25 protein-coding genes are annotated in these 22,652 nt (G+C 39.8%); 24 read left to right on the forward strand and 1 reads right to left on the reverse strand.

Annotation, left to right across the window (positions count from 1 at the left end; all coding sequences use genetic code 11):
• Positions 1–92: 92 nt before the first annotated feature.
• The 22 genes from B3473_RS06240 to B3473_RS06345 all read left to right on the forward strand — a co-directional run bounded on the left by B3473_RS06240 (position 93) and on the right by B3473_RS06345 (position 20,179).
• Positions 93–611 carry an adenine phosphoribosyltransferase gene (locus B3473_RS06240; RefSeq protein ID WP_154454283.1) on the forward strand — a complete coding sequence of 173 codons (519 nt, stop codon included), beginning with the start codon at positions 93–95 and terminating at the stop codon, positions 609–611.
• 103 nt (positions 612–714) lie between these two features.
• Positions 715–1,647, forward strand: coding sequence for a homoserine O-acetyltransferase MetA (metA, locus tag B3473_RS06245; RefSeq protein ID WP_264879599.1), 933 nt, complete (start codon positions 715–717; stop codon positions 1,645–1,647).
• A gap of 53 nt (positions 1,648–1,700) precedes the next feature.
• A complete protein-coding gene (locus B3473_RS06250) occupies positions 1,701–2,381 on the forward strand; it encodes a DnaD domain-containing protein (protein ID WP_154454281.1) in 681 nt (226 codons plus the stop codon).
• The gene (gene nth / locus B3473_RS06255; RefSeq protein ID WP_154454280.1) at positions 2,378–3,031 is read left to right on the forward strand and encodes an endonuclease III; all 654 of its coding nucleotides are present in this window, start codon (positions 2,378–2,380) and stop codon (positions 3,029–3,031) included. The genes B3473_RS06250 and nth overlap by 4 nt, the downstream gene beginning before the upstream one ends.
• 100 nt (positions 3,032–3,131) lie before the next feature.
• Positions 3,132–3,818 (forward strand): tRNA (adenine(22)-N(1))-methyltransferase, encoded by a 687-nt coding sequence (locus B3473_RS06260; RefSeq protein ID WP_154454279.1) that lies wholly within the window; start codon positions 3,132–3,134, stop codon positions 3,816–3,818.
• Positions 3,805–4,593, forward strand: coding sequence for a Nif3-like dinuclear metal center hexameric protein (locus B3473_RS06265; RefSeq protein ID WP_154454278.1), 789 nt, complete (start codon positions 3,805–3,807; stop codon positions 4,591–4,593). Before B3473_RS06260 ends, B3473_RS06265 begins: the two co-directional genes overlap by 14 nt.
• A 111-nt stretch (positions 4,594–4,704) precedes the next feature.
• Positions 4,705–5,574, forward strand: a complete 870-nt coding sequence (rfbA, locus tag B3473_RS06270) for a glucose-1-phosphate thymidylyltransferase RfbA (RefSeq protein WP_154454277.1) — start codon at positions 4,705–4,707, stop codon at positions 5,572–5,574.
• Positions 5,574–6,167: a dTDP-4-dehydrorhamnose 3,5-epimerase family protein gene (locus B3473_RS06275; RefSeq protein WP_154454276.1), complete on the forward strand. Its 594-nt coding sequence runs from the start codon at positions 5,574–5,576 to the stop codon at positions 6,165–6,167. The genes rfbA and B3473_RS06275 overlap by 1 nt, the downstream gene beginning before the upstream one ends.
• A 133-nt stretch (positions 6,168–6,300) precedes the next feature.
• The gene (gene rfbB / locus B3473_RS06280) at positions 6,301–7,347 is read left to right on the forward strand and encodes a dTDP-glucose 4,6-dehydratase (RefSeq protein ID WP_154454275.1); all 1,047 of its coding nucleotides are present in this window, start codon (positions 6,301–6,303) and stop codon (positions 7,345–7,347) included.
• Positions 7,348–7,445: 98 nt separating this feature from the next.
• The gene (locus B3473_RS06285; RefSeq protein ID WP_154454274.1) at positions 7,446–7,925 is read left to right on the forward strand and encodes an NUDIX hydrolase; all 480 of its coding nucleotides are present in this window, start codon (positions 7,446–7,448) and stop codon (positions 7,923–7,925) included.
• An 87-nt stretch (positions 7,926–8,012) separates the two neighbouring features.
• Positions 8,013–9,197, forward strand: a complete 1,185-nt coding sequence (locus tag B3473_RS06290) for an AI-2E family transporter (RefSeq protein WP_269725778.1) — start codon at positions 8,013–8,015, stop codon at positions 9,195–9,197.
• Entirely contained in the window at positions 9,187–10,422 is a 1,236-nt protein-coding gene (locus B3473_RS06295; protein WP_235280894.1) for a tetratricopeptide repeat protein, read from the forward strand. The genes B3473_RS06290 and B3473_RS06295 overlap by 11 nt, the downstream gene beginning before the upstream one ends.
• Positions 10,406–10,579: a sec-independent periplasmic protein translocation protein TatC gene (locus B3473_RS06300; RefSeq protein ID WP_154454271.1), complete on the forward strand. Its 174-nt coding sequence runs from the start codon at positions 10,406–10,408 to the stop codon at positions 10,577–10,579. The genes B3473_RS06295 and B3473_RS06300 overlap by 17 nt, the downstream gene beginning before the upstream one ends.
• A gap of 178 nt (positions 10,580–10,757) precedes the next feature.
• Positions 10,758–12,431, forward strand: coding sequence for an acetolactate synthase AlsS (gene alsS / locus B3473_RS06305; RefSeq protein WP_154454270.1), 1,674 nt, complete (start codon positions 10,758–10,760; stop codon positions 12,429–12,431).
• Between the two features lie 37 nt (positions 12,432–12,468).
• Positions 12,469–13,188: an acetolactate decarboxylase gene (gene budA / locus B3473_RS06310; protein WP_154454269.1), complete on the forward strand. Its 720-nt coding sequence runs from the start codon at positions 12,469–12,471 to the stop codon at positions 13,186–13,188.
• Between the two features lie 209 nt (positions 13,189–13,397).
• Positions 13,398–13,874, forward strand: a complete 477-nt coding sequence (locus tag B3473_RS06315) for a PTS system mannose/fructose/N-acetylgalactosamine-transporter subunit IIB (RefSeq protein ID WP_154454268.1) — start codon at positions 13,398–13,400, stop codon at positions 13,872–13,874.
• A gap of 11 nt (positions 13,875–13,885) precedes the next feature.
• The gene (locus tag B3473_RS06320; RefSeq protein WP_235280896.1) at positions 13,886–14,680 is read left to right on the forward strand and encodes a PTS mannose/fructose/sorbose/N-acetylgalactosamine transporter subunit IIC; all 795 of its coding nucleotides are present in this window, start codon (positions 13,886–13,888) and stop codon (positions 14,678–14,680) included.
• Positions 14,664–15,482 carry a PTS system mannose/fructose/sorbose family transporter subunit IID gene (locus tag B3473_RS06325; RefSeq protein WP_154454266.1) on the forward strand — a complete coding sequence of 273 codons (819 nt, stop codon included), beginning with the start codon at positions 14,664–14,666 and terminating at the stop codon, positions 15,480–15,482. Before B3473_RS06320 ends, B3473_RS06325 begins: the two co-directional genes overlap by 17 nt.
• A gap of 7 nt (positions 15,483–15,489) precedes the next feature.
• Positions 15,490–15,912, forward strand: coding sequence for a PTS sugar transporter subunit IIA (locus B3473_RS06330; protein WP_154454265.1), 423 nt, complete (start codon positions 15,490–15,492; stop codon positions 15,910–15,912).
• 23 nt (positions 15,913–15,935) lie between these two features.
• On the forward strand, positions 15,936–17,618 hold the full coding sequence (locus B3473_RS06335; protein WP_293677971.1) for a glycoside hydrolase family 13 protein: 1,683 nt from the start codon (positions 15,936–15,938) through the stop codon (positions 17,616–17,618).
• 137 nt (positions 17,619–17,755) lie between these two features.
• Positions 17,756–18,517, forward strand: coding sequence for a MurR/RpiR family transcriptional regulator (locus tag B3473_RS06340; RefSeq protein ID WP_293677973.1), 762 nt, complete (start codon positions 17,756–17,758; stop codon positions 18,515–18,517).
• Between the two features lie 255 nt (positions 18,518–18,772).
• Positions 18,773–20,179: an APC family permease gene (locus tag B3473_RS06345; protein ID WP_154454263.1), complete on the forward strand. Its 1,407-nt coding sequence runs from the start codon at positions 18,773–18,775 to the stop codon at positions 20,177–20,179.
• Positions 20,180–20,231: 52 nt separating this feature from the next.
• Here the strand turns inward: B3473_RS06345 and B3473_RS06350 are convergent, their stop codons facing one another.
• A complete protein-coding gene (locus B3473_RS06350) occupies positions 20,232–21,884 on the reverse strand; it encodes an Rqc2 family fibronectin-binding protein (RefSeq protein ID WP_154454262.1) in 1,653 nt (550 codons plus the stop codon).
• A gap of 153 nt (positions 21,885–22,037) precedes the next feature.
• Between B3473_RS06350 and B3473_RS06355 the strand changes: the two genes are divergently transcribed.
• Together B3473_RS06355 and B3473_RS06360 are read left to right on the forward strand one after the other, a co-directional pair.
• Positions 22,038–22,319: a hypothetical protein gene (locus tag B3473_RS06355; protein ID WP_154454261.1), complete on the forward strand. Its 282-nt coding sequence runs from the start codon at positions 22,038–22,040 to the stop codon at positions 22,317–22,319.
• Positions 22,306–22,518, forward strand: a complete 213-nt coding sequence (locus tag B3473_RS06360; RefSeq protein WP_154454260.1) for a hypothetical protein — start codon at positions 22,306–22,308, stop codon at positions 22,516–22,518. The genes B3473_RS06355 and B3473_RS06360 overlap by 14 nt, the downstream gene beginning before the upstream one ends.
• Positions 22,519–22,652 lie beyond the last annotated feature (134 nt).

A 22,652-nucleotide genomic window follows, 5' to 3' on the forward strand; every position in this document is an offset into this window, starting at 1 on the left:
AATTTATTACCTAAATCCCCTTCTTTTTTCGAAAAATATGCTATAATAAAATGTAAAACATTTTTTGGCAAAAAGCCCATAGAAAGAAGAAAATGGATTTAAGAAATTATATTGCTTCAATTGAAAATTACCCAGAAGAAGGGATTACTTTTCGTGACATTTCGCCTCTAATGGCAGATGGAAATGCGTACAGCTACGCCATCCGTGAAATTGTTCAATACGCAACAGACAAGAAAATCGATATGATTGTTGGGCCTGAGGCGCGTGGTTTTATCGTTGGTTGCCCAGTTGCTTTTGAACTTGGTATTGGTTTTGCGCCAGTACGTAAACCAGGTAAATTGCCTCGCGAAGTAATTTCAGCAGATTACGAAAAAGAATACGGAGTGGATACTTTATGTATGCACGCAGATGCCATCAAACCAGGTCAACGTGTTCTTATCGTGGATGACCTCCTTGCAACAGGTGGTACCGTTAAAGCGACCATTGAAATGGTTGAACGCCTTGGTGGCGTAGTTGCTGGTTGTGCCTTCTTGATTGAATTGGATGGTCTTAATGGTCGTAAAGCTATTGAAGGTTACGATACCAAAGTCTTGATGAACTTCCCAGGTTAATTATAGTTATTAGTTATAACTACATAAAGAATTTATATAATTGAAAACTATATCTCCATGTTTTATAATATGATTTAACATATTATAGAATGGAGATATTTTCATGCCAATAAAACTTGATCGCGAACTACCTGTATTAGACATTTTGCGCAAAGAGAATGTCTTTATTATGGACAATAAACGGGCAAATCACCAAGATATCCGCCCCATTCGTTTTTTGATTGTCAATTTAATGCCGACAAAGGAAACTACCGAGTTGCAATTATTGCGTTTATTGGCTAATACTCCCTTGCAAATCAATATTGACTTTTTGTATATGCGCAGCCATCATTCCAAAAACACAGCCAAAAGTCATCTCGAAACCTTTTACAAGACCTTTGAGGATGTGAAGGACAATTATTATGATGGCTTGATTGTGACGGGCGCCCCTGTTGAAACCCTTCGATATGAAGAGGTGGATTATTGGGAGGAGTTGTGTCAGATATTTGATTGGGCTAAAAGTCATGTGTACTCGACCTTACACCTGTGTTGGGGCGCGCAAGCAGGCTTGTATTACAAATACGGCATTCCTAAGGCACCGCTTCCACAGAAATTGTCAGGTATTTTTGCTCAGACGATTGAAGCACCGTCAAATCCTTTGGTGCGTGGCTTTGATGATGTGTTTATGGCACCCCATTCACGCCATACAGAAGTGACGCGTGCGGCGATTGAGCAGGTGGAACACCTTGAGATCGTTGCTTCAGGGAAAGAAGTCGGCGTTTCCATTGTGGCCAGTAAAGATTTGCGGGAAGTTTACAGTTTTGGGCATTTGGAGTATGATAGAGGTACTCTTGATTGGGAATACCAGCGTGATGTCAAAGCTGGAAAAGAACCCCACTTGCCGGCGCATTATTATATCAATGATGACCCTAGTCAAGCCATACCAATGCAGTGGAATTTAGCCGCAACGACTTTCTTTAGCAACTGGATTAACTATGCCGTTTACCAAGAAACCCCTTATTTATTAGAACAGTTGGGAGAATCTGCAGGTATTTAGGGCGATAAAGCCAAATAAACAATAAAGGAGATTCTCTTTTTAGAGACAGTGTCATGAGTTTTTTAGACAATTTTAAATCGGGCAATTTGGTTTTGCCAAGTGCTCTGCTATTTCATTATAAGGATATTTTTAAAAGCGCCGATGATTTTGTGATTTGGCAATTTATTTATTTGCAAAACACTACAAAAATGGAGGATTTGGCGCCTAGTCAGATAGCTGCTGCCTTAAATAAAACCGTGGCTGAGGTCAATAGTACCATTTCAGATTTGACGGCTCAGGGGCTTTTGGATATGAAAACCATTGAGCTGGGCAATGAGATTGAAGTGCTTTTTGATGCTAGCCCCGTTTTAGCCCGCTTGGATCAATTGCAAGATCAAGCTAATACAACCCCAGAAAAGCAAGCTTCTGACAATCCGATCAAAACCTTGGTTGAGGATTTTGAGCGCGAATTGGGTCGGATGCTTAGCCCCTTTGAATTGGAGGATTTGCAGCAAACCATTCGTGAGGACCAAGTGGATCCTGATTTGGTTCGGGAAGCCTTGCGTGAAGCGGTTTTCAATGGTAAAACCAACTGGAGATACATTACGGCTATTTTGCGTAATTGGCGCCGTGAGGGCATTACCACTGTGCGTCAAGTTGAGGAAAATCGCAAGGAGCGTGAAGGTGGCAAAACCAACAAAGTATTCGTATCAGATGACTTTTTGTCAGCAATGGATTTATGGAGTGACTCATGAGATTAGGTAGAGAACGTTTGCGCAAGGTCTTGGTCATTATTGGTGAGATGTATCCTGATGCACACTGTGAATTAGACTATCAAACCCCTTTTCAATTATTGGTGGCTGTGATTTTATCAGCACAGACAACAGATAAATCGGTCAATAAGGTAACCCCTCAGTTGTGGCAACATTACCCCACTATCGCGGATTTGGCTGCGGCAAATGTGGTCGATGTTGAAAATGATTTGAGAACGATTGGGCTCTATAAAAACAAGGCTCGTAATATTGTAAAAACGGCGCGAGCTGTTTTGCAGGATTTTGACGGCGTGGTACCTAAGACGCACAAGGAACTAGAAAGCCTGCCGGGAGTGGGGCGCAAGACTGCCAATGTTGTTTTGGCAGAGATTTACAAAGTGCCTTCCATTGCCGTAGATACCCATGTTTCTCGTGTTGCTAAGCGCCTTAATATCTCAGCACAAGACGCGAGTGTAACTGAAATTGAGCATGATTTGATGAAGAAAATTCCTAAAAGGGATTGGATTGTGACACATCATCGCTTGATTTTCTTTGGGCGTTACTTTTGCCTAGCCAAAAATCCTAAGTGTGCGATTTGCCCAGTCCAAAGTTACTGCAAATACTACAAGGATCATGTTAAAAATACCAAGTAAAAAGCTGATATTCAGCTTTTTTATATTGCCATCGCTTTTTGTAAGCCGGGTGCCTTTTTGATATAATAATGTGGTGAATGAAGATTTAGAAGGAAGACTTATGCAGACAGTATTATCACAACGTTTGGCGGCTGTGGCAGAATTTGTACCGCAGGGCGCACGTTTATTAGATGTGGGAAGTGACCATGCCTACTTGCCCATTGCTTTGATTGAAGACAATACCATTTCCTTTGCTCTTGCTGGTGAAGTGGTCAAGGGACCTTATGAATCAGCCCTTCATAATGTGGCTAACGCTGGCTTGAATGACAAGATAGCTGTTCGTTTGGCCAATGGTTTGGCAGCATTTGAGCCAGAAGATAAGGTGGATGTTATTACGATTTGTGGCATGGGTGGTGGCCTGATTGCGGAGATTTTAGCAGCAGGAAAAGCAAAATTAGCTAGCGTTGAACGCTTGATTTTACAACCCAATAACCGTGAAGATGAATTGCGTGCCTGGTTGATGACCAATGGATTTAAATTGGTTGCTGAACACATCATGACCGAAAACGATAAGTATTACGAAATTATGGTAGTCGAACACGGTCACATGCATTTATCAGCCGAAGATTTGCGCTTTGGACCATTTCTTATGCAAGCCAAATCGCCTGTTTTTTGTGCTCGCTGGGAACGTGAACTGGCCAAACTGGAACTGGCTTTGTCTCATATTCCTGAAAATCGTGTGGCTGACCGCACTGCTATGATTCAAAAAATAGATGCCATTAAGGAGGTTATCCATGAAAGCAAGTGATCTTATTGCCCGTTACGAAGCCTATTGCCCGCAAGCATTATCTATGGAGGGTGACATTTCAGGCTTGCAAATAGGGACCTTGGACAAGGATATCAACCGCGTGATGGTAGCTCTCGATGTCCGTGAAACAACAGTTGCGGAAGCTATTGCTAAAAATGTGGATTTGATCATTGTCAAACACGCTCCTATTTTTAAACCACTTAAAGATTTGGTGGCAACAGCTCAAAACCAGATTTACTTGGATTTAATCAAACACGACATCGCTGTTTACGTCAGTCATACCAATATTGATATTGTGCCAGATGGATTAAATGATTGGTTTTGCGAACGTTTGGGGATTACAAATACAGAAATATTGATTCCGACCAAAGACGGGTATGGTATCGGGCGCATTGGCACGATTAAAGAGCAGGCTTTTTCAGATTTTGCCTTGACTGTGAAGGAGGCCTTTCACTTGGATAGTGTGCGTTTGGTGGCTTATGGCAATCAGGACCAGCTGATTAACCGTGTGGCTGTTTGCGGTGGCAGTGGTCAAAGTTTTTACCACGATGCTTTAGCCAAAGGGGCACAAGTTTACATCACAGGCGATATTTATTATCACACTGCACAAGAAATGATTACCAATGGTTTGATGGCTATTGACCCAGGTCACCACATCGAAGTGTTATTTATTGAAAAAGTCATCGAAAAATGCGAAACTTGGAAAGCTGAGCAAGACTGGGATGTCACATTTATCGCCAGTCAAGCCCCAACGAATCCGTTTTACCATTTGTAAATGTGAAGGACAAGTAAGGTAAGTCCAGTGTAAAATCTAGAAACTTAGTGACGGCATTTGAAAAAAATGATAGAATAGGATTGAATAATTAATGTAAGAGGGAGACCTAGTATGAAAGGTATTATTCTAGCAGGAGGTTCAGGGACTCGTTTGTACCCTTTGACTCGTGCAGCTTCAAAACAACTTATGCCAGTGTATGATAAACCAATGATTTATTACCCCCTATCTACACTGATGTTGGCAGGGATTCGTGATATCCTAATCATTTCAACGCCAACAGATATCCATCGTTTTGAAGAATTACTTGGTGATGGTTCAGAATTCGGTATTTCATTGACTTATGCTGTGCAACCAAGTCCAGATGGTTTGGCTCAAGCCTTTATCATCGGTGAAGAATTTATCGGTGATGACAATGTTGCTCTTATCTTGGGTGACAACATCTACCATGGACCAGGACTTAGCAAAATGCTTCAAAAAGCAGCCAGCAAGGAAAAAGGTGCTACTGTCTTTGGTTACCAAGTAAAAGATCCAGAACGTTTTGGTGTGGTTGAATTTGATGAAAACCGAAATGCTATTTCAATCGAGGAAAAACCAGAACATCCGAAATCTCACTATGCTGTCACAGGTCTTTATTTCTATGACAATGACGTGGTTGAGATTGCTAAAAACATCAAACCAAGTGCGCGTGGCGAACTTGAAATCACAGATGTTAACAAAGTTTACCTTGAACGTGGCGACCTTTCTGTTGAAGTGATGGAACGTGGCTTTGCTTGGCTTGATACAGGAACACACGAAAGCCTTTTGGAAGCAGCCCAATACATTGAAACCGTGCAACGTATGCAAAACCTTCAAGTTGCTAACTTGGAAGAAATTGCTTACCGTATGGGTTACATCACAAGGGAAGATGTGCACAATCTCGCACAACCATTGAAGAAAAACGAATACGGTAAATACTTGCTTCGTTTGATTGGAGAAGAATAATGACAGAACAATTTTTTGGTAAAGCTTTAGCTGCACGTCCCATCGAAGCCATCCCAGGAATGATTGAATTTGATATTCCTGTGCATGGCGACAACCGTGGTTGGTTCAAAGAAAACTTCCAAAAAGAAAAAATGGTACCGCTTGGTTTTCCAGAATCATTCTTTGCAGAAGGCAAATTGCAAAATAATGTCAGCTTTTCACATAAAAATGTTTTGCGTGGGCTTCATGCAGAACCATGGGATAAATACATCTCAGTAGCTGATGAAGGAAAAGTCCTTGGTTCATGGGTTGACTTGCGTGAAGGCGACAGCTTTGGTCATGTGTATCAAACCGTTATCGATGCTTCAAAAGGGATTTTCGTTCCTCGCGGCGTTGCCAATGGTTTCCAAGTCTTGTCTGATAAAGTGTCATACAGCTACTTGGTTAATGACTACTGGGCTTTAGAATTAAAACCTAAATATGCCTTTGTTAACTACGCCGACCCAACTTTGGGCATCAAATGGGAAAACTTGGAAGAAGCGGAAGTGTCTGAAGCAGACAAAAACCACCCATTATTAAAAGACGTTAAACCACTAAGCAAAGACGATTTGTAATACCAAATAAAAATAAATCAGAAAGGAATGTTCCGTTTTTTAAAAACAGAACACGGGACTAAATCTCTGAGAAAAGATGTTCTATTTTCTACGAGATTTTGCACAAGCAAAATGTCCCTTTGTATCTTAAATTATGTCAGAATACAAAAATATCATCGTAACTGGTGGCGCTGGGTTCATCGGTTCAAATTTCGTACATTATGTTTATAATAATCATCCAGACGTTCATGTGACAGTCCTTGACAAACTCACTTACGCTGGTAACCGTGCTAACCTAGAAGAAATTCTAGGTGATCGTGTTGAATTGGTTGTTGGCGATATTGCCGATGCTGAATTGGTGGATAAATTAGCAGCAAAAGCGGATGCTATTGTTCACTATGCGGCTGAAAGCCACAACGATAACTCATTGAAGGACCCAAGCCCATTTATCCACACTAACTTTGTTGGAACGTACACTTTGTTGGAAGCTGCTCGTAAATATGATATTCGTTTCCACCATGTATCAACAGATGAAGTGTACGGTGACCTTCCTCTTCGTGAAGACCTTCCAGGACATGGTGAAGGTCCAGGTGAAAAATTCACAGCAGAAACAAACTACAACCCAAGTTCACCTTACTCATCAACCAAAGCTGCTTCAGATTTGATTGTTAAAGCTTGGGTACGTTCTTTCGGTGTGAAAGCAACTATTTCTAACTGTTCAAACAACTACGGACCATACCAACACATCGAAAAATTCATTCCACGTCAAATCACGAACATCTTGTCAGGTATTCGACCAAAACTTTACGGTGATGGTAAAAACGTTCGTGATTGGATTCACACCAACGACCATTCGACTGGTGTTTGGGCTATCTTGACTAAAGGACGTATCGGTGAAACTTACCTTATCGGTGCTGATGGTGAAAAGAATAACAAAGAAGTTCTTGAACTTATCCTTGAAAAAATGGGTCAACCAAAAGACGCTTACGACCACGTTACAGACCGTGCAGGTCACGACCTTCGTTACGCGATTGACTCAACAAAACTTCGTGAAGAACTTGGATGGGAACCACAATTCACAAACTTTGAAGAAGGACTTGAAGACACGATCAAATGGTACACTGACCATGAAGATTGGTGGAAAGCAGAAAAAGACGCTGTTGAAGCGAAATACGCTAAAATGCAACAAGTCATCAAATAATCACAGTCTAGCATCCTATCACACTGTTGGTAGGGTGTTTTTTGCGTTTGACAAGATGAGAATATCAGAAAATACGCCAAACATGAGAGGAAATCACAATGACTAAACTAGCCACCATTTGTTACATTGACAATGGCCAAGCCTTGTTATTATTGCATCGAAATAAAAAGCCAAACGACGTCCATCACGGGAAATGGATTTCAGTAGGTGGAAAATTGGAAGCGGGTGAAACGCCTGATGAGTGTGCCAAACGTGAGATTTTTGAGGAAACGCATTTAACGGTTAAAAAAATGGATTTCAAAGGTGTGATTACGTTTCCAGAATTCACCCCAGGTCATGACTGGTACACTTATGTCTTTAAGGTCACTGATTTTGAGGGAGAATTGATTTCAGATGAGGAATCAAAAGAGGGTACTTTAGAATGGGTACCTTATGATAAAGTGCTCTCAAAACCAACTTGGGAAGGGGATTATGAGATGTTCAAATGGATTTTGGATGATGTGCCCTTCTTTTCAGCAAAATTTGTCTATAACGACCAGCAAGAATTGGTTGATAAAGAGGTTATTTTTTACGACTGAGCTACTTTGCTTAAATGTGGTTATTTTGCTCAAAAATGCTATAATGGTGTCTAAGTAGGATTATAGTGGTTTGGAAAGGAATACGTTATGCATCAGCAAGATGAAAAGAAATTTTCAGATTCTTGGTTTTTTAAGTGGTTTTTAGACAATCAAGCTGTGGTTGCTGTTTTAGTCACTTTCTTGGTGTTTTTGACCATTTATCTCTTTACCAAGATTTCATTTTTATTTACAACCTTAGTCTCAGTGGTTGCTGTAATCATGCTGCCTTTGGTTATTTCAGGCCTTCTTTATTACCTCATTAAGCCACTGGTGAGCTTCATTGAACGGCGCGGTGTCAATCGTACGGTGTCGATTTTCATTGTCTTTGCCATTATTGCAGCCCTTTTGGTTTGGGCGGTAGCCAGCTTCATTCCGATGATTGAAACTCAGCTGACTTCTTTTGTCGAAAATCTCCCAAATTATGTGAGAAGCATCAACCATGAAGTCAATAAATTATTGGATAGCCCTTGGTTACTGGCTTATCAAAAAGAATTGAGTGATATGGTGTCTAATATTGGAACCAAAGCCGTTGATTATGCAGAAAGTTTTTCTAGAAATGCCATTGATTTGGCATCTACTTTTGCAGGCACCTTTGCCCGTGTGACCGTAGCAATTATCATGTCACCGTTCATTTTGTTTTACTTTCTACGTGACAGTAGCAAGATGAAGGAAGCTTTGATTCAAGCCCTTCCTACCAGAACACGTCAACCAATTTCGCGTGTTTTGGGAGACATTAACAAACAATTGGCTGGTTACGTTCAAGGTCAGGTAACCGTTGCTATTGTGGTTGGGATTATGTTTGCCGTCTTTTTTAACATCATAGGCATTCGCTACGCAGCGACCTTTGGGATTTTGGCAGGCTTTTTGAACATGGTTCCTTATTTGGGAAGTTTTCTAGCCATGGTTCCTGTTGTGATTATGGGAATTGTGCAAGGACCGATTATGTTAGTCAAGGTTCTGATTGTGTTTGCAATTGAGCAGACTATTGAAGGGCGTTTTGTATCCCCATTGGTTTTGGGTAGCCGCTTGAACATTCACCCCATCACCATTATGTTTATTTTGTTGACGGCTGGAGCCCTGTTTGGCGTGTGGGGCGTCTTTTTAGGGGTGCCATTGTACGCTTCGGCTAAAGTTATTGTGACCGAAATTTTTGCGTGGTACAAGCGTGTCAGTGGTTTGTACGAAGAATTGAAGGAAGAAGAAGGAGGACAAGTAGCCGAACATGCTGAATAGTGAAAAAATGGTAGTGTCCATCCAAAATCAAGATTTGGAGCATGCCAATAAATATTTCAAAAAAGCTTTAAAGGAAGATGACGATGAGGCATTGCTTGAGTTAGCGGAATATCTTGAAAGCATTGGTTTTTTAAATCAAGCAAAAACCATCTATGAAAAAGAGCGTGCGTCTTTCCCTGAGGTCAATATCAATCTCGCACAGATTGCGGCTGAGGATGGTGATATTGAGGCAGCTTTTACTTATTTGGATGCCATTTCACCTGATAGTGACGCTTATTTGTCGGCTTTATTGGTGATGGCGGACATTTACGATATGGAAGGTTTGGCGGATGTGGCGCGTGAAAAACTCTTGTTAGCCTCTCAAATCAGCGACGATCCTTTGGTGACTTTTGGATTAGCAGAAATCGAAATGGAATTGGGTCATTTTTCAGAAGCCATCAAGGAATATGCCAAATTGGATAACCGCGATGTCCTAGAAATGACAGGTATTTCAACCTACCAACGCATCGGTAAAGCTTATGCTAGCCTTGGTAAATTTGAAGCAGCCGTTGAATTTTTGGAAAAAGCCATTGAAATCGAATACGACGATGAAACGGTCTTTGAATTGGCAACCATTTTGTATGACCAAGACGAATTCCAAAAAGCCAATACCTACTTCAAACAATTGGACACCATGGACCCTGATTTTCAAGGGTATGAATACGTTTATGCCCTTTCCTTGCACGAAGAAAACAAGACTGAAGAAGCCTTGCGTATGGCACAAAAAGGAATCAGCAAAAATGCGTTTGATGATCGCTTGTTGTTATTAGCCTCACAATTAGCTTATGAATTGCACGATGCTGCTCAATCCGAAAGTTATTTGCTCAGTGCTAAAGAGGTCGCAGAAGACGAAGAAGAAGTCTTGATGCGTTTGACCAATTTGTATTTAGAGGAAGAACGCTATGAAGACGTCATCGCCTTTGCCAAAGAGCCCATTGATAATGTGTTGACCAAATGGAATATCGCCAAAGCCTATCAAGGTCTAGAAGCTGACAAAAAAGCCTTGGCCTTGTACAATGACTTGGCTGCAGATTTGGGCGAAAACCCAGAATTCTTGCATGATTATGCCTACATTTTGCGAGAATTTGGGCAAAAAGAGCATGCGCATCAAGTGGCTAAACATTATCTGACCTTGGTTCCTGATGATGTCAATATGGTGGAATTTTTACATGAAGATGAATTTTAGAGATTTGCTGATTAGCAATCTGATTACGGTTATCACGATTTTTATTTTATTGATGTTCTTTGACCAAAGCGGCGAACCCGTGCGCAATATTATCCTTGTGTTTGCTGGCTTTGTAGTGATGACTATTTACGATTTTATCAGAACAAGGCAAAAGTAGCCCAAACCAGTGACTCTTTGTCTCTTTTAATCGGTGGTGAAGAGTCCTTTTGTTTTTATGTTAAAAGAAAAATTTCACAAGTATTTATTCACAAAGTCTGTCAAAAACTATGATATAATTGACTTATATTTGTGAAATATCGAAAAAATATTATAAAATAAAAGAGATGGGGGAGCTAATGAGCGAGAATAAGCAATATGGGGCAGACTTGATTGTTGATAGCCTTATTAATCATGATGTGGAGTATATTTTCGGAATTCCTGGAGCTAAGATTGACCGTGTCTTTGACACGCTGGAGGATAAGGGACCGAAATTGATTGTGGCGCGTCATGAGCAAAATGCTGCTTTTATGGCGCAAGGTATTGGACGCATGACAGGTAATCCTGGTGTGGTCATTACCACCAGCGGTCCAGGGGTTTCCAATTTAGCGACGGGCTTAGTAACGGCAACAGATGAGGGCGACCCTGTTTTGGCTATTTCTGGGCAAGTGAAACGTTCTGATTTGTTGAAACGCTCGCACCAATCCATGAAAAACGTTGCCATGATGGAGCCTGTCACCAAATATGCTGTGGAAGTCAATGACCCAAATACTTTGTCAGAAACCATCGCCAACGCCTATCGTGAAGCAAAATCAGGCAAACCTGGAGCTAGTTTTGTATCTATTCCACAAGATGTGACCGATAGTTTGGTGTCTGTCAAAGCCATCAAGCCACTTACTGACCCTAAATTGGGTTCTGCTTCCGTGGATGACATCAATTATTTGGCACAAGCCATTCGCAATGCGCAACTACCTGTTCTTTTGTTGGGAAATGGTGCCTCAACGAGCAAGGTAACGCAAGCCATTCGTCAATTGTTGACTGCTGTCAAATTGCCAGTTGTTGAAACGTTCCAAGGCGCAGGAATTGTTTCGCGTGAACTAGAAGAAGATACCTTCTTTGGCCGTGTCGGTCTTTTCCGCAACCAACCAGGTGATATGTTGCTCAAAAAAGCGGATTTGGTGATTGCTATTGGCTATGACCCAATCGAATACGAGGCACGCAACTGGAATGCTGAAATTTCAGCTCGCATCATTGTGATTGACGTAGCTCAGGCTGAAATTGACACTTATTTCCAACCTGAGCGTGAATTGATTGGTGATATTGCTGATACGATTCAACTCTTGTTGCCAGCCATCAACGGTTATTCCTTGCCAAAAACATCGGTGGCTTACCTGCAAAACCTTAAGAAAAACGTTGTCGAAGATGTGAAATTTGACCGAAAAACAAAAGACGGTTTGGTGCACCCACTAGATGTTATTGATGTTTTGCAAGACAACACCACAGATGACATGACCGTAACTGTTGACGTGGGAAGTCACTACATTTGGACGGCGCGTTATTTCAAATCTTATGAGCCGCGTCACCTGCTCTTTTCAAATGGGATGCAGACACTGGGAGTTGCTTTGCCATGGGCTATTTCAGCGGCCCTGATACGCCCTAACACCACGATTATTTCAATATCAGGCGACGGAGGTTTCCTCTTTTCTGCCCAAGAATTAGAAACGGCTGTGCGCTTCCAATTGCCGATCATTCATTTGATTTGGAATGATGGCAAATACAACATGGTTGAATTCCAAGAAGAAATGAAATACGGGCGTTCTTCTGGCGTTGATTTTGGTCCGGTTGATTTTGTCAAATACGCTGAAAGTTTCGGTGCCAAAGGTTATCGTGTTGACGGCAAAGAATCCTTTGAACAGACCTTAAAACAAGTCTTGGAAGAAGTCAAACACGGTCCGATTTTGATTGATATTCCTATTGATTATAAGGACAATATCAAGCTAGGTGAAACCATTTTGCCGGATGAATTTTATTGATAAACGGTAAGGATGTTAGGAAAGAAAGTGAAGTAAAATGTCAGACGTTATTAAACTATTTCAATACAATACCTTAAGTGCTTTGATGGCGGGGCTTTACGGTGGAACAATGACCATCGGCGAGCTTTTGCAGCACGGTGATTTGGGAATTGGAACGCTGGATTCGATTGATGGTGAGTTGATTATTCTTGATGGTAAGGCCTATCAAGCCAAAGGTTCTAACGGCAAAGCAGAAGTGGTAGAGGTTTCTGATGATGTGACCGTTCCCTATGCTGCTGTCGTTTTTCATCAAGCAGAAGTGATTTTTAAACAACGCTTTGAAATGACCGATACCGAGCTCAAAAGACGCATCGAGTCTTATTATGACGGGCAAAACCTCTTCCGTTCCATTAAAATCAAAGGGAATTTTTCAAAAATGCACGTTCGCATGATTCCAAAATCAGCTCCTAATATTAAGTTTGCAGACGTTGCCACAAGACAACCAGAGTACACCTGTGAGAACATTTCAGGAACGATTGTAGGGATTTGGACCCCAGAGATGTTCCACGGCGTTAGTGTGGCAGGCTACCACTTGCATTTTATCTCTGATGATTTGACCTTTGGCGGCCACATCATGGACTTTACCATCACAGAAGGCATTGTCGAAGTTGGCCCCGTTGACCAATTAGACCAACGCTTCCCAGTTCAAGACCGAAAATACCTCTTTGCAACCTTCAATATTGATGATTTGAAAGAAGATATTGAAAAAAGTGAGTGAGCTTTATATATGATTTATAGCATTACCTTTACCCATTTGGGTAGAAGGTAGTGCTCTTTTTTATTTCTTATCAAGTGGGAAAAAGTGTCATCGTTTAATACTTTTCCCAACCTCACTGACTAAGTTTCAGAATGCCTGAAATCTATTGTTTTCCCGTATTGATGTTGATAAAATAACCAATGTAAACGATAACAAAAGGAGAAAACATTATGTCAGTAGTATTAGCAAGAATCGATCAACGTCTTATTCACGGTATTGTCGTCACACAGTGGGCAGGATTTACCAAGGCCAAACGCCTTATGGTTGTCGATGATGATATTAGCAAAGATGAAGTTCAAAAGGCAGCTATGAGAATGAGTAAGCCAGCAGGAACAGGAATGTCTATCATCGATACAAACACAGCCATTACTAATTTTGCAGCAGGAAAATACGACAGTCACAACGTTTTTCTAATTGTCCGCCACCCTCAAACATTAGTTGACTTAGCTAAAGGAGGCGTAGCTATTCCTAAAGTTAATATCGGAATCATTTTTGATGGTCCTGGTAAGCAAACTGTTAAAAAGATGGTTTCAGTCAATGAGGAAGAAATCAGTGCTTTGAAAGAATTGGAAAATCTTGGCGTGGAAGTAACCTTCCATTTTGTTCCAAATGATGTTGAAGAACCAATGAGTAGCTACATTAATTGAGGTAGATCACTATGGATATTATTCAAGGCATTTTAATTATTTTACTATCATTTTGGGTCGTTTTGGATCAACAAGGGCTAGTCGTTGTGACTTGGTTTCCTATCATGGTGTCATTGTTTGTTGGTCTTATTATGGGCGATATGGAAACAGCCATGGTTATTGGTGGAACCTTCCAATTAATGTCGTTAGGTGTCGCAAATATTGGAGGCTCATCGGTTCCAAACTGGGGGTTGGCAGCATTGGTTGGTGGTTATGTCGCTATAAAGAGTACTAACAATATTGAAGATGCCAAAGCTGTTGCTCTGGCAGTAGGGGTTCCTGTTGGTATGTTAGGCATTCAACTAGATGTACTAGCTAAAATCCTAAATACTTATGTTGCACACTGGGCACAAAAGGCAGCAAATGCCAAACAATTTGATAAAATGAATCGCATCCTTTGGCTTGGTCCTCTTATTTTTGGGCTATCAATGGCGATTCCAACAGCTTTATGTGTATTGTTCGGTGAACAAATTGTTACGTTAATCTTGAATTATGTCCCTGATTGGGTGACAACTGGCCTAACGGTTGCTGGTAATATGCTTCCTGTTGTAGGGATTGCGTTGTTGTTACAAGTGATGCCAGCTAAAAAATACCTATCCCTATTGTTGATTGGATTTGTCTTAACGGCTTATCTTAGCCTACCAATTGTAGGGGTTTCTATCATTGGACTAGCTTTAGCTTATTACTACTTTACAACCACGACTCAAAAAGTCGCTACAACTAGTGCTAATACTGTAGAAGATATGGGAGATGATTTTGATGAGTAAGCAAAAAGATACCGTAACCACTAAAGACATTAATAAAGCAGCCTTTAGATACATGTTTATGGCTTGTAACACCTTCAATTATGAAACACAACAAGGACCAGCAGTTGTATTTGGATTAAATAAATTACTACGAAAAATTTACCCTGATGATAATGAATACCTAGCCTCTTTGAATAATCATTTTAAATATTTCAATACCACAACTTGGATGGCTAATATTTTGCTGGGGGCAAGTGTGGCAATGGAAGAAAAAGATGGGGCGGCTGCTCATGATGCGGTTCAAAGTTTTAAAACAGGGATGATGGGGCCTTTGGCAGGTATTGGTGATACCCTTGTTTGGGTTCTTTATCTAACCATCATTGGTTCTATATCTGCTTATATGGGACTAGAGGGAAATCCGACAGGAGCAATTGTCTGGCTTTTACTCAATCTGCTTTTCTTGTTATTCCGTTTTAAATTGTTTAACATCGGTTACAAATCAGGGATTAAGCTAGTAACAGCTTTAGGTGAACGCCTTAGTGTCTTTACAGAGGCAGCTTCCATCATGGGACTGACTGTTATTGGTGCCTTGGTAGCCTCTGTTGTCAAAATCGACGTTGCTACTGTTTTTAAAACAGGAGAAGTTTCCCTACCTTTACAAACAGAAGTGCTAGATAAAATCATGCCTTCGTTACTACCTGCTTTATTAACCGTAGCTGTCTATAAATTGATTGCAAGTAAAAAAGTATCTGTTATCCAAATTATTTTTGGTATTATTATCCTCTCAATTATATTATCTTATTTTGGAATTTTGAAAGCGTAGGTTATATATGGTTAAAGTTATTATTGCAAGTCATCATAAGTTAGCAGATGGTATGGGAGATACGTTAAAGTATCTCGTACCTTCTTTGACAGATATTGAAACCATCAGTGCTTATCTTGACAATGAGCCGATTGATTCGGCTGTTGAAGCAGCTTTAGGCCGTTGCCAAGATACAGAAGATGTTGTGGTTTTCACAGATTTATTAGGCGGTTCTGTCAATCAAGAATTTGTTAGACAATTAAAACCCAATGTTCACGTCATTGCAGGGATGAATTTACCTATTATCATGACTTTGTTGTTACAATTGGAAAATCAACCACTATCTGAAGAATTGATTACACAGAGTATTGAAGAGGCTAAAAATCAGATTATCTATGTGAATCAGTTTTTAAAAGAATCAGTTGATGATTTAGATGAAGATGAATTGTAAGTAGGATATAAAGGAAGAGCGTCATGGAGAAAGATTGGTGGAAACATAGCGTGGTCTATCAAGTGTACCCGCAAAGTTTTAAAGATAGCAATGCAGATGGTATTGGTGATTTAAAAGGAATAATCGAAAAACTTCCTTACTTAGCGACCCTTGGTATTGATGTCATCTGGTTAAATCCAATTTATGAGTCACCAGGAGTAGATAACGGGTATGACATTAGCGATTATTATAAGATTGATCCTAAATATGGGCAATTAGATGATTTAAAAACGTTATTGGAAGAAGCCCACAAAATAGGTATAAAGGTCATATTGGATTTAGTGGTTAATCACACTAGTGATAAGCACCGCTGGTTTGAAGAGTCTAAAAAAAGCCAAGACAATCCGTATTCAGACTATTATATTTGGAAAGATCCAAAGCCAGATGGCAGTGAGCCGACCAATTGGGGATCCACTTTTGGAGGTTCAGCTTGGGAATATGTTCCAGAAAGAAACCAGTATTACTTACATTGTTTTGCCAAGGAACAACCCGATTTAAATTGGGATAATCCAAAATTGCGTGAAGAGATTTTTCAGATGATAGATTGGTGGTTCCAATTTGGAATCGATGGGTTTAGGGTGGATGTGATTACGTTAATCAGTAAAGATCTAAACTATCCAGATGCCCCAGAATCTCTCCCTTATACTAAATCTTATTATATCGGTGCTTCAAATGGTCCTAGAGTTCATGAGTATTTGCACGAATTGAACGAAAAAGTATTAAAACGTTATGATGTGATGACCGTAGGTGAAGCGCCTAATACCAATGCTGATCAAGCCCTTCGTTACACCAAACCTGAAAATGAAGAGTTAAATATGGTGTTCCATTTTGACCATATGCATCTAGACTACGGTCGTTATGGCAAATTCTCTGATGTTCGTTTTAAATTAAGTGAATTAAAGAGAGTATTATCAGAGTGGCAAGATAAGTTAGCTGAAGGCTGGAATAGCTTATATTGGAGTAACCATGACCAACCTAGAGCTGTAACGCGTTTTGGTGACGACGGTGTATATCGTGTTGAATCTGCAAAAATGCTGGCTACTTTATTACATATGATGAAAGGGACTCCTTACATTTTTCAGGGAGAAGAGTTAGGTATGAAAAATGTTCCTTTTGAAAAAGTGGAAGACTATCAAGATATTGAGACGCAATATTTCTTGCAATTGATGAAAGAAAAAGGAGAGCCTGAAAGTTATATTAAAGAGTCGATGTATCTCAAATCAAGAGACAATGCTCGAACCCCTTTCCCTTGGAATGGGGATGCCAACGATGGCTATGGTTTTTCACCATCAAAACCTTGGATTGCTTATTCTAGCGATAATCAATTTATTAATGCTGAGTCAGCTTTAGAAGATGAAGGATCTGTTTTCTATTACTATAAACAACTAATTGCTTTGCGACATCAATTACCAATTATCGTTCACGGAGATTATGAACTAATTAATGAAAGCGATAGTAATGTGTATTCTTATTTGAGAACATACGAAAATCAGACGCTTCTTGTTGTGTGTTCTTTTGCTGATAAGCCGACTTATGTTGATCTTCCAAAAGAGTTGCTGGAACGCTCAGGGCGTTGTTTAATCCATAATTACCCCAAAGAGCCATCGTCATTAAATGTTAAACAAGAACTCCAACCTTATGAAGCTTTTGTCTATTTATTTGATTAATGAAATAAATACCTAAAGGGATAATGCGATGAGCATTGTCTTTTTTGGTATCGAAAATTTTTAGCAAATAGTATACAATATTGTTATATCAGTCGTTATGATTAAGCATGAAAGCATCAGTTTGTGGAGGGTTAGTCTTGAATTTTGAACAGTTAGTTGGGTTGCATTTCGATCACTTGTCGGAGTCTGAAAAGGATTTAGCAAGGTATATCATAGCTCATCAAGAGGATATTGCAGAATTAACGTTGATAGAATTAGGGCAAAAAGTTCTAATGTCTAAAAGTACGGTTTTAAGATTTGCCAAAAAACTAGGGTTCAGTGGTTATTCGGAAATGAAGTATTTTATTCAGTCTTCCCTTGCCGCACAAGTTATCCCATCGGACCAAGATGTGATTGATAGACTATTAGGCGATATTCATAATACTATCAAGTTAATGGAAAATATTGACCTTGATAAAATGTTTTCTATGCTTCATAAGGCGTGTAATGTTATTATTTACGCAACAGGGTTCACTCAGAGTAATTTTGCGAGAGAATTTTCAAATGAACTGTTCTTGTACAAAAGACCCAATTTTTTACTCTCTGGGGAAACCAATTTTTCTGCCATTTCCGATAATCTGACTGAAAATGACTTTGTTATTATTATTTCACTAAGTGGTAATACCTTGTCTATCCAAGAAACCTTGAAGAAGTTAGTTTTAAAACAGATACCCGTCTTGAGTGTTACGGCATTTGGGGATAGCTTTTTAAGACAGCATTCGACCTATCAATTGTATTATGAAGTGAGTGATTTAGAAGTTGATTTTGAAGATAGCAAATCCATGTCTGGGCTCTATGTTGTTTTGATTTTAATGGCTCGGATGTACAACCTATACCGATTGCAACACCTCAATGAGTGATGTTAATCAGATTTTAATAACGATTTTTGCAGACTTTTTCTCGATCTCCCCAACATGGTGTTGATTTTTGCGTATATTTATACTAAAATAGAGTTCGTTGTGTAGTTCACTTTGTCTGTGATGGTAAGGGCTATCACTTGGTAAGGCTATATTAGAATAAGATTGGGTATCGTTGGTAAAAAGAGCAAGCATCCCAACGGACATAGTTTGCAAAGGAAAAAGACCAACGAGTTTATTTTTTACATAGGAGAGTGTATGGATATCTTTCGAAAAGCTCCCATGACTCAAAAGAAATCGCATCTACAGCGCCACCTTGGATTATCAGAATTGATTTTTCTAGGTGTTGGGTCAATTGTGGGGACTGGAATTTTCACGATAACAGGAACGAGTGCAGCAGAGTATGCTGGTCCTGCTATCACCATTTCTATTATTATTGCCGCTATTTGTGTGACAATGTCAGCATTGTTCTTTGCTGAATTTTCATCTCGACTTCCTCATTCAGGTGGCGTCTATCGCTATATTTATACAGTTTTTGGTGAATATCCTGCTTGGATTGCTGGATGGTTTATGATTATTGAATTCCTCGGTGCTATTTCAACGGCAGCATCTGGTTGGGGAGAATATTTCAAAGCCTTCCTGCAAACCTTTGGTATCTCGTTGCCAAAGGCTTTGAGTGGCCCATTTAACCCTGCAAATGGTACTTACATTGATATTGTTCCTGTCTTGTTGCTGCTTTTTGTGACCATTTTGGTACTTAGAGGGTCTAAGACAGCGCTTCGTTTTAATTCTGTTTTGGTTGTTTGTAAAATAGCGGTGCTGATTTTGTTCATCGCTTTGGGCTTGACAGCCATCAATGTGGATAACTGGAGCAATTTTGCCCCGTATGGTTTTGGTCAACTTTATGGCGGTAAAACGGGTATTATGGCAGGAGCGACACTCATGTTCTTTGCTTTTCTTGGTTTTGAGTCCATTTGTATGGCGGCTGATGAAACCAAAGACCCACAAAAGAAAGTTCCTCAAGGGATTTTCATTTCAATCGGTTTGGTAACTTTGCTTTATGTTCTATTTACTTTAGTCTTGACAGGAACGGTGAACTACACCAAACTCAATATTACTGACGTAGTACCGTTTGTGCTTCGTAGCATCGGTTTCCCACTGGCAGGGAATTTCGTGTCAGTTGTAGTTATTTTGACCTTGGTAACTGTCTGCATTTCAATGATGTATGCCTTGTCACGTATTATTTACAACATTAGTTGTGATGGTTTGTTGCCAGTGCAATTCCAAAAAGTATCAGCTACAAGCAAGGTGCCAAATAATGCGACTATTTTCGTGGGTATTGTTACCATGATTTTTGCAGGTATTTTACCGATAGAACTTCTCGCTTTATTGGTTAATATCGTTACTTTAGCTTACTTGATTTTGTTGGCTTTAGGTGTGATTCAATTGCGCCGCGTACACGGAGAGCCAAAAGAAGGTGAATTTAGAACACCATTTGTACCTGTTCTACCAATTCTATCTATTATCATCTGTTTGTCATTGATGACTCAATGTGGCACAGAAGCATGGATTGGATTTTTCATTTCATTTGTTCTTGGTACAATTATTTACTTTGTCTATGGCTACCGCCATTCTAAAATTGGCAACGGTCAAGTAGATGATTAACAATCTCAGATAAAATATCCCTCCTAGGTCACCTAGGAGGGATATTTTATGTTTATGGCAAACGCATGCTATTGATTTTTTCTTCTGTTGGTGTGACGCGTAGGGTCTTTTGACCTGTGTAAGTCACAAAACCTGGCTTACCACCAGTTGGCTTGTTGAGTTTCTTAGCTTCAATCATATCCACCTGAACGAGGTTAGATAGCCTTGCCTTAGAATAATAAGCCGCTAATTCAGCTGCATCTGTTTTGACTTCATCGCTAGGATTGAGGTTGTCTTTGATGAGCACGTGACTACCAGGAATATCTTTGGCGTGGAACCAAAGTTCCCCTTTTTTGGCCAATTTAAAAGTCAATTCATCGTTTTGAAGATTATTGCGCCCAACCAGAATAATGGTCTTGCCGTCTGAAGCAAGGTATTGTTCTGGTTTTTTGCGTTTGTGACGTTTGTCGCGCGTGCGACGTTTGACAAAACCAGTTTCCACCAATTCGTCACGAATGTCCTCGATGTCTGAAAGCGACGCATGATTGAGGGCTGTTTCCACACTTTCTAGGTAAGTGATGGTGTCTTTTGTTTCTTGGATAAGCCCCGTCAAATGCTTAACAGCTTCCTTTAATTTTTGGTATTTTTTGAAATAGCGTTGAGCATTTTGGCTTGGTGTTAAGCTCTTATCCAGTGCAATACGGATTTTGTCGTTGGTGTAGTAGTTGTCCAACTCCACAGAATCTTTGTTATTGGGCACAAGCGTGAGGTAAGTGGTTAAAAGTTCCCCTTTTTGGCGAAATTCTTCCGCGTTTTCAGTCGCCTGTAATTCCTTTTCTTGCTTGCCCAGTTTTTTGATGTTTTTGTCCAATTCCGTTTGCACCCGATGAATCAAATCGCTGGATTGCTGAGTTACACGATCACGCTCAGCCTTATCTTGGTAGAATATATCCAGTAATTCTGACAAGTTGTCAAACGTTTCCTTGCTATCTTCAAATAGCACTGGCGCAAACGATTTTTCAGTCAGATTGGGTTGGGCAGGACGATTAAAGAAAGCGTGGAATTGTTTTAATTTGTCTGTGCTGAGTTGGTGAGAGAGGTTTTCAGCCGTATCACGTCCTAAACCTTGGAAGAGTTTTTGCAGGTGACGTGGTGCCAAATCTTCCGTTTGCAGTATTTCAAATAAGGTCTGGTCTGGCACGGTAAAAGGATTTTTGGCATTGGTTTGAGGAGGGGCAACATAAGTTGAACCTGGTAAAATCGTACGGTAGCTATTTTGAGAGAAACTGATGTGTTTGATAGATTCGATGATTTTGTGCTCAGCCTTGTCAATCAAAATGATATTGCTGTGTTTTCCCATGATTTCAACCACCAAAGTGACCTTGATGTTGTCGCCAATTTCATTTTTATTAGAAAAGGCAATCTCCAAAATACGGTCATTTTCGATTTGACGAATATCCTCAATCACCGCACCTTGCAGGTATTTCCGCATAATCATCGTGAAAGTATTAGGCGTTTGCGGGTTTTGAAAATCTGCTTTTGTAATTTGCACCCGCCCAAAAACAGGGTGAGCAGATAGAAGAAGCTTGTAATTTTGACGATTGTTCCGAATGGTCAAGACAAGTTCACGCTCAAAAGGCTGATTGACCTTTTGCACCCGCCCATGAATCAGCTCGCCTTGGAGTTCCTTGGTTAAATGGTGTAGAAAAAAACCATCAAATGACATGATAAAAGTTGCCGTAAGGCTGTCAGTAGCAGCATCAAAGCCCCATAACCTTACGACGCCTCCTTTCTAATCTCATGTGTTCAATCCCTATATTATACCATAAAAAAAGCTATTTTAGTTAAGCGTAGAGAGTTAGAAAATGGTATAATTTGCGTGAAAGCAGTTGACAATGTAGAAATTACAGGAATATCAAAACATACAACTGAAAGAGCTATTGAACGTGGTGGTACAATTCAGACATTGACAGATGCTTTAATTAATCCGCTGGAAGTAACAAATACTAAGTACGATAAGGACGGTTTACCATCGAAACAATATCGTGGTGCAGTCTCTACCGTCGTTGTCAATCCAGATACTGGTAATGTTGTATCAACCAATCCAACACGAAGAAACATCAGAAAACGACATGGAGTTTATAAAAATGAAACTAAATAGCATTTATTCAAGTGATGAATTCAAAAAAATCAGTAGTCACTTGCCAAATTGGGAATACGATAAAGATTATTCCAAAAATGAAATCGATATCTTTGACGAACAACTAGAAGACGTCAACGATTTTATCGGTTACGAAAATGAAGCAGGTATTTTTATTTCAGAAATGATTTACAAATTGAGAAGTAACCCACAATATTAACATTTGTATGTCTCCAGCACTTAGAGAAATCGAGAAAACAAGAGATATAATTATAGCCCAAAAAAATTAATCAAATCTCTTGAAATTTTCAGAATTTAGTATATAATTATAAAAAACACTATTTCAGGAGGATA

The sequence above is a fragment of the Streptococcus sp. UBA632 genome (assembly GCF_002300045.1).
Classification (GTDB): Bacteria; Bacillota; Bacilli; order Lactobacillales; family Streptococcaceae; genus Streptococcus; species Streptococcus alactolyticus.

Excerpts from the sequence above, each read along its gene's own strand:
- B3473_RS06315 (WP_154454268.1), top strand. The coding sequence starts at position 13,398 with ATGTCAGTAGTATTAGCAAGAATCGATCAACGTCTTATTCACGGTATT.
- rfbA (WP_154454277.1), top strand. The coding sequence starts at position 4,705 with ATGAAAGGTATTATTCTAGCAGGAGGTTCAGGGACTCGTTTGTACCCT.
- budA (WP_154454269.1), top strand. The coding sequence starts at position 12,469 with ATGTCAGACGTTATTAAACTATTTCAATACAATACCTTAAGTGCTTTG.
- B3473_RS06335 (WP_293677971.1), top strand. The coding sequence starts at position 15,936 with ATGGAGAAAGATTGGTGGAAACATAGCGTGGTCTATCAAGTGTACCCG.
- B3473_RS06320 (WP_235280896.1), top strand. The coding sequence starts at position 13,886 with ATGGATATTATTCAAGGCATTTTAATTATTTTACTATCATTTTGGGTC.
- B3473_RS06265 (WP_154454278.1), top strand. The coding sequence starts at position 3,805 with ATGAAAGCAAGTGATCTTATTGCCCGTTACGAAGCCTATTGCCCGCAA.
- B3473_RS06260 (WP_154454279.1), top strand. The coding sequence starts at position 3,132 with ATGCAGACAGTATTATCACAACGTTTGGCGGCTGTGGCAGAATTTGTA.
- B3473_RS06290 (WP_269725778.1), top strand. The coding sequence starts at position 8,013 with ATGCATCAGCAAGATGAAAAGAAATTTTCAGATTCTTGGTTTTTTAAG.
- B3473_RS06240 (WP_154454283.1), top strand. The coding sequence starts at position 93 with ATGGATTTAAGAAATTATATTGCTTCAATTGAAAATTACCCAGAAGAA.
- alsS (WP_154454270.1), top strand. The coding sequence starts at position 10,758 with ATGAGCGAGAATAAGCAATATGGGGCAGACTTGATTGTTGATAGCCTT.
- B3473_RS06345 (WP_154454263.1), top strand. The coding sequence starts at position 18,773 with ATGGATATCTTTCGAAAAGCTCCCATGACTCAAAAGAAATCGCATCTA.
- rfbB (WP_154454275.1), top strand. The coding sequence starts at position 6,301 with ATGTCAGAATACAAAAATATCATCGTAACTGGTGGCGCTGGGTTCATC.
- B3473_RS06330 (WP_154454265.1), top strand. The coding sequence starts at position 15,490 with ATGGTTAAAGTTATTATTGCAAGTCATCATAAGTTAGCAGATGGTATG.
- B3473_RS06285 (WP_154454274.1), top strand. The coding sequence starts at position 7,446 with ATGACTAAACTAGCCACCATTTGTTACATTGACAATGGCCAAGCCTTG.
- B3473_RS06275 (WP_154454276.1), top strand. The coding sequence starts at position 5,574 with ATGACAGAACAATTTTTTGGTAAAGCTTTAGCTGCACGTCCCATCGAA.
- B3473_RS06360 (WP_154454260.1), top strand. The coding sequence starts at position 22,306 with ATGAAACTAAATAGCATTTATTCAAGTGATGAATTCAAAAAAATCAGT.
- B3473_RS06250 (WP_154454281.1), top strand. The coding sequence starts at position 1,701 with ATGAGTTTTTTAGACAATTTTAAATCGGGCAATTTGGTTTTGCCAAGT.
- B3473_RS06295 (WP_235280894.1), top strand. The coding sequence starts at position 9,187 with ATGCTGAATAGTGAAAAAATGGTAGTGTCCATCCAAAATCAAGATTTG.
- nth (WP_154454280.1), top strand. The coding sequence starts at position 2,378 with ATGAGATTAGGTAGAGAACGTTTGCGCAAGGTCTTGGTCATTATTGGT.
- B3473_RS06350 (WP_154454262.1), bottom strand. The coding sequence starts at position 21,884 with ATGTCATTTGATGGTTTTTTTCTACACCATTTAACCAAGGAACTCCAA.
- metA (WP_264879599.1), top strand. The coding sequence starts at position 715 with ATGCCAATAAAACTTGATCGCGAACTACCTGTATTAGACATTTTGCGC.
- B3473_RS06300 (WP_154454271.1), top strand. The coding sequence starts at position 10,406 with ATGAAGATGAATTTTAGAGATTTGCTGATTAGCAATCTGATTACGGTT.
- B3473_RS06325 (WP_154454266.1), top strand. The coding sequence starts at position 14,664 with ATGATTTTGATGAGTAAGCAAAAAGATACCGTAACCACTAAAGACATT.